This window comes from Streptomyces sp. NPDC002825 (genome assembly GCF_040295385.1).
Lineage (GTDB): Bacteria > Actinomycetota > Actinomycetes > Streptomycetales > Streptomycetaceae > Streptomyces.
On the sequence record NZ_JBEOVH010000066.1, the window covers coordinates 1 to 12,277 of the forward strand.

Consider the following 12,277-nt stretch of genomic DNA (forward strand, 5'->3'; position numbering starts at 1 on the left):
GGCCCACGACCACGGGCTTTTGAACGGGTCGACGGTACGAGGCGAGGGCGTGCGCGGGGGCGTGCGCGGAGAGGGGAAGCACCATGAGCGGACGCCCCTCTTCTCGTACCCCATCGACAACCTCTGGACGAACCATGTCTGCTTCTTCCCTGTCCGGCCGCACCGTGCTCGTCACCGGCGCCACCTCCGGCATCGGTCACCAGACCGCACGGCTGCTCGCCGAGCGCGGCGCGACCGTCCTCCTGCACGGCCGGACCGCCGAGGAGGCGCACGCCGCCGTCGACCGGCTCGTCACGCTCTCCGACGTGTCCGCCGAGCACCTGTGCGCGTTCGGGGCCGACTTCTCCCGCCTGGAGGAGGTCGAGCAGCTCGCCGCCCGGGTCCGCGCCGAACACCCCCACCTGGACGTCCTGGTGAACAACGCGGGCATGGCGGCGCCCGAGCGGCACACCGTCACCGTCGACGGCAACGAGGTCGCCTTCCAGGTCAACTTCCTGGCCCACTACCTCCTGACCGACCTCCTCGAGCCGGCCCTGACCTCGGAGCCCGGCGGCCGGGTCGTCAACGTGTCCTCGTCGCTGCACCGGTCCGGGTCCATCCAGTGGGCCGACCCCAACCGGGCCCGGCGCTACTCCCGGCTCGCCGCCTACGCCCAGTCGCAGCTGGCCCTGACCGTCTTCGCCGCGGACCCGCGCGTCACGGCCGTCTCCGTCCACCCCGGCATCTGCGCCACCAGCCTGCTGCCGCTGTACGCCCACGAGGGCGTGTCGCCGGCCGAGGGCGCCGCCCATGTCGTACGGCTCTGCGACCCGGCCGTCGAGATCGTCAACGGCGCCTACTACGACCGCGACCAGCGCGTCGCCCCCGCGCCCGCCGCCACCGAGGAGCGCACGGTCAAGCGCCTGAGCAAGCTCGCCGCCGTTCTCGTCGGCCACACCGCCTGAAGGAGCGACCCCCATGTCGAAGCGCGCACGCAAGAAGAAGGCCCGCCGCAAGAAGAAGGCCCACCACGGCCGCAAGGCCGGCCAGAGCTGACCCCGACCGGGGCGGCCCGTCCCCCGGGCGGGCCGCCCCGTGTCCGTACCGGAGGTTCTCCCGTGATCCCTCACCCCGCCCACCAGCCCCCGGCCTGCGCCCGCGTGTTCCCCGCCGGTGGACCCGGCACCGCCGCCCTCGCCGAGCACGTCCTCGCCACCGGCCACGGCACCTGGTGGACCGACCGCTCCGAACACCCCCGCGCCGTCGCCGTCACCTGCGGCGGCCACGCCCTCCTGGCCGGCGACCCCACCGCCCTCGCCCCGGACCGCCTCGCCCCGCTGGCCGGTCTCTGCGTCGAGGCCTCCGACCGCTTCCTGCCGGTGCTCGGCGCCGCGTTCGACCGCCTGCACCCCTGGGACCGCATGCTCTACGTGCACCAGGCGCCCGGGGCTCCGCCGCGCGTGCCGCGCGGGGTGACGGTACGGCGGCTCCGTCCCGAGGACGGTCCGGCGCTCGCCGCCGTCGACCCGTCCATGGGACGGATCCACGCCACCTGGGGCGGGCCCCCGGGCCTCGCCGCGTCGGGACACGGCTGGGCAGCCTTCCGCAAGGGCCGCGTCCTGGCGCTGGCCTGCACACGCTTCACCGGCAGCCGGTACGAGGACGTGGCCTGCGCCACCGACCCCTCCGAGCGACGACAGCACCTCGCCCTCGCCTGCGTCCGGGGACTGACCGACGACATCACCGGCCGAGGACGGACCGCCACGTGGAGCTGCTCCCGCGCCCACCGCGCCGGCCGCCTACTGGCCTGGACCGCCGGCTTCCGCCTCCTCCGCGAGTACGTGCACCACACGACCGGCCCCCTCGCCGTCAGCACCGCGCCCCCGCTGCGGGCGGCCGCGTGACCCGACGTACGGGCCGGGACGGCTCCTACCGGCCGCTTCCGGGTACTGGCGGTGGAGAGCTCCTCCGCGAGGCGGAACCCGACCGGGAGCGCCGCCCCAGCGTCCACGTCGGCTGAGCCGGCTGAGCCCGGTGACGCCGGGGTCACCGGGACCGCGCAGCCGAGTCCGACCGCCGCCGCCCCCGCGCGTATTGCCTTCGCCGCCACCCATTGCAACGGGCCGTTGCATTCGACCTCACCGTCATTGCATCAATTCCCCACCTCTCACCTGCAATAACGCATTCCACTGATTGACGCCATCGTGAAGGCAACGTAGCTTTCGATCAACGCCGAACACGTCATATCGCGAGATGAGGACGGACCATGAGCGACTCCCTTCACACCGTCACGTCGCTTCCCACGGAGCGTCGTTCCAGCTGTCCCTTCGACCCGCCGGCCGAGCTGATCGAGGCCAGGACGCACGGCCCGATCAGCGCGTACACCCACCCCGGAGGCAAGCCCGGCTGGCTGATCACCGGTTACGACATGGTGCGCTCGGTCCTGGCCGACCCGCGATTCAGTTCGCGCAAGGACCTCATGAACGTCGTCGACTTCCAGCTCCCTCCGGCTCCGCCCGGCGAGTTCCTGCTCATGGACGAGCCCGAGCACAGCCGCTACCGCAAGCCCCTCGTCGGCAAGTTCACCGTGCGCCGCATGCGGATGCTCACCGAGCGGATCGAGCAGATCACCGCCGACTGCCTCGACGCCATGGAGGAGACCGGGCCGCCCACGGACCTCGTGACCGCGTTCGCCAAGCCCATCCCCACCATCGTGATCTGCGAGATCCTGGGTGTTCCGTACGAGGACCGGGCGTCCTTCCAGGAGCAGATCGACGCGTTCATGGGCGGGGAGGTCAGCGACGAGGAGCTGATCGCTGCCTACACCGCCACCCAGGAGTACCTCGCCCAGCTGGTCGCCGCCAAGCGCGCCCACCCCACCGACGACGTCCTCAGCGAGCTCACCGACAGCGACCTGACCGACGAGGAGCTGAAGGGGATCAGCCTGATCCTCCTGGCGGCCGGCTTCGACACGACCGCGAACATGCTCTCCCTCGGCACCTTCGCGCTGCTGCAGAACCCGGACCAACTGGCCGCGCTGCGCGCCGATCCCGCACTCACCGACGGGGCCGTGGAAGAACTGCTGCGGTATCTGAGCGTCGCCAAGACGTTCCACCGGACGGCCCTCGAGGACGTCGAGCTGGGCGGCCGGACCGTCAAGGCGGGCACGACGGTCCTCCTCTCGTACAACACCGCCAACCGCGACCCCGAGCGCTTCCCCGACCCCCACACCCTGGACGTCCACCGGCAGGCCGCCGGGCACCTGGCCTTCAGCCACGGCATCCACCAGTGCCTGGGGCAGCAGCTGGCCCGCGTCGAAATGCGGGTCGCCTTCCGGGCGTTGCTCGACCGCTTCCCCACCCTGCGCCTGGCCGTGCCGGCCGAGGAGGTCCGCCTGCGCCCGGAGACCGCGGACATCTTCGGGGTGAAGAGCCTCCCCGTCACCTGGGACGCGAAGTGAGCGCGCCGCGCCTGGGCGTCGACCGTGGGCGCTGCATCGGCGCCGGGATGTGCGCCATGACCGCCCCCGACGTCTTCGACCAGGACCCGGACGACGGGCTCGTACTCCTGCTGCAGTCCGAGCCTCCCGCCGCCCTCGGCGCGGCGGCTCGGATGGCGGCCGGCGTCTGCCCCTCCGGGGCGATCACCCTCCTCGAACCGGAACCCGCCGACTCCGACGAGTAGGACCCGGCCCGGCCCGTTCCGGGCCGGTCCGGGTGGGGTCGGGTGGGGTCGGGAAGCCGGGGTCAGCAGGTGAAGCGGGCCTCCGCCCAGTCGGAGTGGTCGTAGTAGTTTCCGTCGGCGGCGTCGGTGGTGCGCAGTTCGACCTCGCCGGCGCCGGTGACGTCGGCGGTGAAGGACTGCCCGGGGTCGGTGCCCCGGATGACGCCGCTCTCGGCGACCTTCCGGCCGTCGGCCCAGACCTCGAAGGTCACCGATCCCTGCGGGCCGTCCTCGTCGTCGATGCCGACGGTCGCGTCGAAGGTGCGGCAGCCGCCGCCCAGGTAGAAGAGGGCGCTGGACTCGGCGTGCGCGCCAAGGCCCTTGGCGTGGTGGACGCCCTCGATGGTGATCGGGTTGCCGGCCGGGCTCTTGTCCCGCTGGACGATGCCCCAGTCGGCGGACGAGGCCGTGATCGGCAGGTCACTGGCGTACGGGTACCGGTGGGGACGGCCGGGGGCACGGTGAGGGTGAGGGTCTTCTCCACGGTGGCGCCGAGGGTGCCGTTCCAGCGGTAGGCGGCGGTGGCCCTGACCTGGTGCCTGCCGGGCTTGGCGTCGACGGGCGGCCGTACCGTCCAGGAGTGGAGAGGGTCTGGCCGACGCCCAGGCCGTCCTTGGCGCTGGTCCCGGTGGGCTTGACGGTCCACCCGTCGGGAGCGGTGGCGGTCGGGCCGGCGGCGGCGACCGGTCCGAGGTCGGTGAAGCTCGCGGTGAGCGGCACCTGGCGGCTCCACCCGGGACAGCGGTGGACCGGCCCGGCGTTCGCCGGCCTCTACCGCGCGGACGGTTTCGGCGGCACCAGCCGCGCCTGGCACGCCCACCAGGCCCGGCACGTGCTCCCCCACCCCGACGAGCTGCGGCCCGTGGTCTACAACTCCTGGGAGGCCACCGGCTTCGACGTCGACGAGCAGGGCCAGCAGAGCCTCGCCTCGATCGCCGCCGAACTGGGCGCGGAACTCTTCGTGATGGACGACGGCTGGTTCGGCGCCCGCCGCGACGAGACCGCGGGCCTCGGCGACTGGACCCCCCGCCCCGAGGCCTTTCCGATCGGACAACACCGACGCCGTCGACCGGATCGCCATCCAGCACGGCTACAGCCGGCTCTACCGGGCCCGCACCATGAGCGCCTGGGTCACCGACTGCCCGAACCCCTTCACCGGACGCACCGTCCCGCTGAGCTTCCGCTTCCACGTCGCCATGGCAGGGGCCCTGGGCCTCGGTGGCAACCTGCTCGACTGGTCCGCCGGGGAGCGCGCCGAAGCGGCCGCGCTCGTCGCGCGGTACAAGGAGGTGCGGCCCGTCGTCCAGCAGGGCCTGCAGTACGGCCTCGACGGCCACGGCGTCCAGTACACCCGCGGTGAGCGGACCGTCGTGCTCGCCTGGCGGCTCACCCCGGCCCACGCACAGCCCGCCGCGCCGCTGCGGCTGCGCGGCCTCGACCCGGGCGCCCGGTACCGCGACGAGGACACCGGCCGCGTCCATCACGGCGCGGTCCTGATGGCGCACGGCCTGCCGCTCGACCTGCCCCGGCAGGACTGGACGGGCACCCTGGTCCGACCGCGGAGGTGCGACTGACGGCCGCCGGCGGCGGGCCGCCGCCCGCGCTGCGCGCCTTCAGCCGCCACGAGGCCGGCCGCTGGACGAGGCCCCGGTCACCGGCAGCGCCCACACCGTACTGGCCTCCCTACCGGTCCGCCCGCCTCAGCCGTGACGAACTGACGGGCCTCCAGGGTGGGTGCCGCACCGGCCTCGTCCACACCCGGCTGCGCGGCGAGCGCACCCTGCTCACCGGCCGTGCGGTGATCGTCATCGACGGCGAGCTGCGCGCCTGACCGCTTGCACGGTACGGCCGGAGGGGCGGTGCGCACCGCCTCTCCGGCCGTCGCAGCGAGGCCCGCTCCCCGTAAGACGGTGGCGTTCACGCCGCTGACGGACCTCCGGCGGGGTCGCGCCCCGGTCCAGATTTCACTACCGCACCGGCCGCGCGACGCGTGATTCGCGCGTCACGACACTTGATTCACGCGCGACTATGCGCCATCGTGCTTGGAACAACCGGATGAGACGCCGTTCAAGCGGATGGCTCGCCGCCGCCCGGACCAGCCGAGGAACCCCGCATGCCGCACGACGCGCACCGCACGATCGACTTCTTCGCCGAGGACGCGCTTCCCGCACCGCGGGTGACGCCGGGCGAGGCGGCCCGCGTCGGCGCCGAGCTCCTCGGGTCCTGCGTCCGGGCGGAGTCGCTGGGCAGCCAGCAGGACGCCAACTTCCTGCTCCGCGGCGACGACGGGACGCCCCTGGCGATCCTGAAGATCGCCAACCCCGCCTTCGGCGTCCTGGAGATCGAGGCCCAGGACACTGCCGCCGACCTCATCGCATCGGCCCACCCGGACCTCCGCGTCGCCACCGTTCTGCGCCACCCCGACGGCTCCCCCCGCCGTACGACCGTGGACACCGACAGCGGGCCGGCCGTGGCGCGGCTGCTGCGCCACCTGCCCGGCGGCGCCCTGTCGGGACCCCGGCATCTGTCCCCGAGCACCGTCGCGGCCATGGGCACGGTCACCGCGAAGGTCAGCACCGCGCTGCGCGACTTCCGGCACCCGGGCCTGGACCGCGTCCTCCAGTGGGACCTGCGCCACGCCGACCGCGTCGTCGCAGGCCTCGCCGAGCACATCGATCCGCCCGAGGAGCGCACCGCCGTCCGGAGCGCGACCGCCGAGGCCTGGGCCCGGGTCCAGCAGGTCGCCGACGGGCTTCCGTCGCAGGCCGTGCACCTGGACCTCACCGACGACAACCTGATCCGCCGCCCCGACTCCCCCGTGCCCCTGCCCGACGGCGTCATCGACTTCGGCGACCTGACCACGAGCTGGGCGATCGGCGAGCTGGCCGTGTGCCTGTCGTCCGTCCTCCACCACGACGGGGTCGAGCCGCACCACGTGCTGCCCGCCGTCCGCGCCTTCCACGCGATGCGGCCGCTCTCCCCCGGGGAGGCCGAGGCGCTGTGGCCGCTGGTGGTCCTGCGCGCGGCCGGTCTGGTCGCCAGCGGACGACACCAGGCGGCCGTCGACGCCGACAACACCTACGTGACGACCGCACTCGACCGCGAGTGGCGCGTGTTCGAGCAGGCCACCCGCGTCCCGGTGCCCGTGATGACCCGTCTCGTGCGCGACGCGATCGGGCTGCACGAGGCGGAGGCAGAAGCCAGCGCGCCGGAGTTCCCCCTGCTGCGGGGCCTTTCGCCCGACGACATCGCCCACTGCGACCTGTCCACCGACGCGGACTCCTTGGACCAAGGAGCCTGGCTCGAAGCGGGCACCGAGGACCGGCTGACGGCCGCCGCGCTCGCGGACGGGGCGGGTGCGGTCGCCACACGGTACGCCCAGCCGCGACTCACCCGGGCACGGGCGCTGGCCGACGTCTCTCCCGCTACGGTGCCCACCGGCATCGACCTGCGGCTCGGCCGGGACGCCCTGCTGCAGGCCCCTGCCGCGGGGCAGGTCCTCACCGCGGCGCCGGGCCTGGTGGAGCTCACGTACGGCTCGTGGGCGCTGACGCTGTCCTTCCCCCGTACGGTCACTCCCCCGGTCGCCTCGGGCACCTCGGTCCGGGCCGGTGAGGATCTCGTCGCTCTGCCCTCCGGCTCCTCGCTCCACGTCGCGCTGCGCTACGCCGACGGCCCGGCCGTCCCTCCCCTGGTACGCCCCGAGTACGCCGCCGGCTGGCTCGCCCTCACAGCCGACCCGGCCCCGCTCCTCGGTCTCCCGGCCGGCGACCGTACGGAGCAGGGGGACCTGCTCGGCCGGCGCAGCGCCGTGTTCGCGACGGTGCAGGGGCACTACTACGCCGACCCGCCCCGTATCGAACGCGGTTGGCGCCACCACCTGCTGTCCACCGCAGGCCGCTCGTACCTCGACATCGTCAACAACGTCACCCCGCTCGGTCACGCCCACCCCCGCGTCGAGCAGGCGGTCTCCCGGCAGCTGCGCAAGCTCAACACCAACTCGCGCTTCCACTACGCCTCGGTGGTGGAGTTCACCGAACGCCTCGCCGCCCTCCTCCCCGATCCCCTGGACACGGTGTTCCTCGTGAACTCCGGTTCCGAGGCCGTGGATCTGGGCCTCCGGCTGGCCATCGGCGCCACCGGTCTGCACGACGTCGTCGCCCTGCGCGAGGCGTACCACGGCTGGACGTACGCCTCCGACGCGGTCTCCACCTCGCTCCAGGACAACCCGAACGCCCTGGCCACCCGCCCGGGTTGGGTGCACACGGTGGACTCGCCCAACTCCTACCGCGGTCGGCACCGCGGGAAGGACGCCTTGCGCTACGCGCCCGAGGCCGTAGCGGCGATCGACGAGCTGGCCGCCTCCGGCCGGCCCGCGGGGGCGTTCATCGGCGAGACGTTCTACGGCAACGCCGGAGGAGTCGCCCTGCCCGACGGCTACCTCGCCGAGGTGTACGCGGCGGTGCGCCGTCACGGCGGCCTGGCCGTCGCCGACGAGGTCCAGGTCGGCTACGGCCGTCTGGGGCACTGGTTCTGGGGCTTCGAGCAGCAGCAGGTCGTCCCCGACATCGTCTGCGTCGCCAAGGCCATGGGCAACGGGCACCCGCTCGGCGCCGTCATCACCTCCAAGGCGGTCGCCGACCGGTACCGCGACCAGGGCTACTTCTTCTCCTCCACCGGCGGCAGCCCCGTCTCCAGCGTCGTGGGTCTCACCGTCCTGGACGCCTTGCGCGACGAGGACCTCCAGGGCAACGCGGTGCGCGTCGGCGGCTATCTGAAGCGCCGGCTCGAAGCGCTGGCCGACCGCTACGGCATCATCGGCGCCGTCCACGGCTCCGGCCTGTACCTCGGCCTCGAACTCGTCCGGAACCGCACCACCCTGGACCCCGCAACGGAGGAGACCGCCGAGCTCTGCGACCGCATGCTCGACCTCGGCGTGGTCGTCCAGCCCACGGGGGACCACCTCAACATCCTGAAGATCAAGCCCCCGCTGTGCATCGACACCGAGGCGGCCGACTTCTTCGCCGACATGCTCGACGTGGCCTTCGCCCAACTCGGCCACGGTCACGCCTGATGACACCGGGCTCGTCGTCGGCGACGGGTATCGCCGATATCACCGCAGCAAGGTCGCCGACTCCTCCTCGAACGGCGTCGCGTACGAGGTCAGCGGCCCCTTCCGCACCCGGGCACCCGTCTTTGATTCGGGCGCGTGAATGCGTCATTGTGCTCGAATCCAGTGTGCGGCTCGCCGTTCATGCAAAGAGAGGTGCTCCATGGACGAGATCGACCAGGCGATCCTGCGGGAGCTGCAGGTCGACGGCCGCATCCCGTACGCCGACCTCGGGCCGAAGGTGGGGCTCTCGCCTTCCGCGGCGAGGCTGCGGCTGCAGCGGCTGATCGACAGCAAGGCCGTCCAGGTCGTCGGCGTGACCGATCCGATGACCATGGGGCGGCAGACCATGGCCCTCCTGGGCCTGCACGTCGACGGCGACCCCCGGGCCGTCGCCGACGAACTGTCCCGGCACGACGAGGTCGTGTACACGGTTCTGACCGCGGGAAGCTTCGACCTGTTCGCCGAGGTGGTCTGCGCCCAGCCCCGCGACCTCCTCGACTTCGTCAACGACGTCGTACGCGCCGTCGACGGCGTCGCCTCCGTCGAGAGCTTCCCCTACTTCGCCATTCACACCCACCGCTTCCTGTGGAACGTCGACTGAGGAGACCGGTGCAGGGCCGAGTCGCCCCGCTGCTCCTGCACGTCGGCGCCGTGCCCCGAAGGTCCGAGGGGCTCCGCGACCCCGGCGACGACGAGCTGGGCCGGACGGCCGCCGTACCCCGCTCCGGGGAGGGCGTCCTGGTCCGCCGAGGCGGGGCCCTTCGGGCCCCCCGGTGTGACCTGCGCGGCCCTCCGCGAGCCCGCACGCCGCGCGGGAGCCTGTGAGGGAAGGGCTGGAGGACACCATGAGCACCACACGGACGCTGCTGGACGAACTCGCTCCCGAGGCAGCCCACCGACTCCTGGAGCACTCCCACCCGGTCCGCTTCCCCGCGGGCACGCGCATCTTCCACGAGCGCGGGCATGCCGACCGCTTCTGGATCATCGAATGCGGTCGCGTCGAGCTCGACATGCACGTCCCGGGCCGCCGAAACGCCGTCGTGGACACCCTCGTGTCCGGCTCCCTCCTCGGCTGTTCGTGGTTGTTCCCGCCCCATCACTGGCATCTCGGCGCCACGGCGACCACCGAGGTACGCGCCCTCGAGTTCGATGCCGAGGCCGTCAGGGAGCTCTGCGCGGAGGACCCGACCGTCGGCGAGGCCGTGTTCGCCTGCGTCGCCGCGACCATGGCACGCCGGCTCCTCTCCGCCCGCGGCCGCCTTCTGGAGGACCTCATGCCGCGCGTCGGCGCGGAGAACCTCGCGTACGTCCGCTGAGGCCGTTCGCCGTCGCCGACATGACGCCCGGGAAACTGCGCCTCCGCGGCCCCGCCGGGCGACCGGCGCGGAGCCGGACAGGTCACCGCCCGGCAGGCACCGCCGCCCCTCGCTCCCGCGCCCCGCAGGTCAGTCCGCCTCGGCGCGGGCCTCTACGTCCTCGATGCCGGACGGGCGGCCCGCCCGTACCCAGCGGACGTAGAACGCCCCGGCGATGAGCATGGTCGCGACGAGGGACAGGACGGGCCAGCCGCGCAGCAGGTTCACGACCAGGGTGAAGGCCACTGCCGCGGCGGCCGTGCCGTTGAGCCAGGCCAGGGCCGGCTTGCGCTCGGCACGGGCGAAGCGGGTCATGGCCAGCAGGCCGACGAGGAAGCTGACGAAGACGGCCACCGCGTAGAAGAGGACGAGCTCCTGCTCCTCTCCGGCGGCGGCCAGGATGATCACCGCGGCAGCGGCCAGGTAGACCACGACGGACCAGTACGGGGTGTGGTGCCGGTTGGTACGGCCGAGTACCGCGGGGAGCACGCCGGGCCGGTCCGCCGTGCCGGCGAGCGCCTTCAGGAGCCCGGGGCCGGCCTGGAAGGAGGAGCTCGCTGCGGCGAGGAGCAGCAGGGAGCTGGTCAGCTGGAAGGCCCCGTAGAGCCATCCTGATCCGCTCGCGGCGTGGGCGATGTCGGCGATCTGGGTGGAGTCCTCACCGGGGATCCCGATGCGCAGCTGGACGGCGAGGGCGGTCAGCGCCAGGGTCAGGCCGCCCACGATGACGAGGAGCAGGGCGAGGGTGCCGCGCCCGAAGCGGCGGCGGTGGGTGTCGTCGAGCTGGCCGAGCTGGGCGATCGCGGTCGAGGGCGCCTCCACGCCGGTGGCCAGGGCCATGGCCACCGGGAAGGCCAGGACCACGGCGAGCGCCGCCGATCGCCCCGGGTCGGTCGACGCGGGCGCCGTACCGGCCCCCTGCGGCGATACGAAGCCCTGGACGAGGACAGCGACCGCGACCAGCACGAACGACACGGTCATCACCGCGAACAGCAGTCGCCCTCCGTGCCCGAACCAGGTCAGTCCGGCCACCACGAGGAGCAGGAGCAGGGCGAGCGGGATCCGCCAGGCGCTCAAGCCGGGGAAGAGCGCGATCACGGCGCTCGCGGCGGCCGCGATGGAGATCCCGATGGTCAGGACGAAGTCGACGACGAGCGCGCCGATGGGCACGAAGGTCCAGCGCGGCCCGAAGGCCCGGCCGGCCGCCGCGGCCGCTCCCCCGCCCTTGGGGAACCGGCGGACCAGCTGCCAGTAGTTCGCGGTCACCACCACGACCAGCCCCACGACCAGGATCATCGTGGGCAGGAGAAGCGCGAGATCGCCGTGGAGGGCCCGCAGGGCGGCCTCGATGGCGTAGGCGACCGACGAGACGGGGTCGGCGATGACGGCGAACGCGAACGCGAAGAACAGGACGGACCTGCGCGGTGCGCGCCGCCCGGTGGGTCCCTGCGCCGGGGCAGGCATGGCGGGCTGCTGTATGGCGGTCACGGGAAACGCCCTTCTGGCGAGAGCCGGTCGCATGGAGGAGCCCATGCGCACACGACCGCCGACCAGACTTCCCGGCACACCAGGCATCAAGGATACGTCAGCAGAGCGTCAAAGAGCAGCCGAAATACCTTGTGTTCCAAGGGGCTTGGTTGACGCCCTGGGTGCGGTCGCCGCGCCGCTGCCCGCGCTCGTCGCGATCACGGCCCGGCTCGGGATCGGCGGTCCCAACGGCGCTGAGGGCCCAGGCCACGCCACACGCCGTTGACGTCCTGGGGAACCGGCTCCCGGGGCCACGGAGGCCTCGTTGGGCCGTACAACCCTCGCCGACCCGCGGCGAGCGGGTCATCCTGAGAGGCGGGGCCGCCTGTCGAACGCGCGGGAAGGTGACGAGCGATGAGGCACCGCAGCGTCGCGGGGCTCACCTACGAAGATGACGACCTGACGAGGACGTGACGACCATGGAGACCTCCAGCGCCCCGCACCCTGCCGTGACGGTGACGGCCGAACTCGACAGCCGGCTGTCCCGCTGGCTGTGGCTGGTGAAATGGATCCTGGTCATCCCCCACTGGATCGTGCTGCTCTTCCTCTGGATCGCCTTCTTCGTCGTGACGGTGATCGC

The 12,277-nt window shown here is 72.9% G+C and carries 9 protein-coding genes and 3 pseudogenes; 10 read left to right on the forward strand and 2 right to left on the reverse strand.

Annotated elements, in window-relative coordinates; genetic code table 11:
- Positions 1 to 134 precede the first annotated feature (134 nt).
- From ABT041_RS38660 to ABT041_RS38675, 4 genes are all read left to right on the forward strand, one after another.
- Positions 135 to 944: an SDR family NAD(P)-dependent oxidoreductase gene (locus ABT041_RS38660; protein WP_351193777.1), complete on the forward strand. Its 810-nt coding sequence runs from the start codon at positions 135 to 137 to the stop codon at positions 942 to 944.
- 153 nt (positions 945 to 1,097) lie between these two features.
- Positions 1,098 to 1,883: a GNAT family N-acetyltransferase gene (locus ABT041_RS38665; RefSeq protein ID WP_351193779.1), complete on the forward strand. Its 786-nt coding sequence runs from the start codon at positions 1,098 to 1,100 to the stop codon at positions 1,881 to 1,883.
- Between the two features lie 362 nt (positions 1,884 to 2,245).
- Positions 2,246 to 3,439, forward strand: coding sequence for a cytochrome P450 (locus ABT041_RS38670; RefSeq protein ID WP_351193782.1), 1,194 nt, complete (start codon positions 2,246 to 2,248; stop codon positions 3,437 to 3,439).
- Positions 3,436 to 3,663: a ferredoxin gene (locus tag ABT041_RS38675; RefSeq protein ID WP_351193785.1), complete on the forward strand. Its 228-nt coding sequence runs from the start codon at positions 3,436 to 3,438 to the stop codon at positions 3,661 to 3,663. The genes ABT041_RS38670 and ABT041_RS38675 overlap by 4 nt, the downstream gene beginning before the upstream one ends.
- Positions 3,664 to 3,725: 62 nt before the next feature.
- Here ABT041_RS38675 and ABT041_RS38680 read toward each other — a convergent pair whose 3' ends face one another.
- Positions 3,726 to 4,280, reverse strand: coding sequence for an NPCBM/NEW2 domain-containing protein (locus ABT041_RS38680; protein WP_351193798.1), 555 nt, complete (start codon positions 4,278 to 4,280; stop codon positions 3,726 to 3,728).
- A 149-nt stretch (positions 4,281 to 4,429) separates the two neighbouring features.
- Here ABT041_RS38680 and ABT041_RS39175 point away from each other — a divergent pair.
- The 5 genes and pseudogenes from ABT041_RS39175 to ABT041_RS38710 all read left to right on the forward strand — a co-directional run.
- A pseudogene (locus ABT041_RS39175) lies at positions 4,430 to 5,276 on the forward strand (alpha-galactosidase); the annotation flags it as partial.
- Between the two features lie 61 nt (positions 5,277 to 5,337).
- Positions 5,338 to 5,533, forward strand: a pseudogene (locus ABT041_RS38695) (oxidoreductase); the annotation flags it as partial.
- A gap of 282 nt (positions 5,534 to 5,815) precedes the next feature.
- Entirely contained in the window at positions 5,816 to 8,776 is a 2,961-nt protein-coding gene (locus ABT041_RS38700; RefSeq protein ID WP_351193787.1) for an aminotransferase, read from the forward strand.
- Positions 8,777 to 8,975: 199 nt separating this feature from the next.
- Positions 8,976 to 9,416: an Lrp/AsnC family transcriptional regulator gene (locus ABT041_RS38705; RefSeq protein WP_351193790.1), complete on the forward strand. Its 441-nt coding sequence runs from the start codon at positions 8,976 to 8,978 to the stop codon at positions 9,414 to 9,416.
- A gap of 244 nt (positions 9,417 to 9,660) precedes the next feature.
- The gene (locus ABT041_RS38710; RefSeq protein WP_351193793.1) at positions 9,661 to 10,131 is read left to right on the forward strand and encodes a cyclic nucleotide-binding domain-containing protein; all 471 of its coding nucleotides are present in this window, start codon (positions 9,661 to 9,663) and stop codon (positions 10,129 to 10,131) included.
- Positions 10,132 to 10,260: 129 nt separating this feature from the next.
- Here ABT041_RS38710 and ABT041_RS38715 read toward each other — a convergent pair whose 3' ends face one another.
- The gene (locus ABT041_RS38715; protein ID WP_351193796.1) at positions 10,261 to 11,658 is read right to left on the reverse strand and encodes an amino acid permease; all 1,398 of its coding nucleotides are present in this window, start codon (positions 11,656 to 11,658) and stop codon (positions 10,261 to 10,263) included.
- Positions 11,659 to 12,116: 458 nt separating this feature from the next.
- Between ABT041_RS38715 and ABT041_RS38720 the strand changes: the two are divergent.
- Positions 12,117 to 12,277, forward strand: a pseudogene (locus tag ABT041_RS38720) (DUF4389 domain-containing protein); the annotation flags it as partial.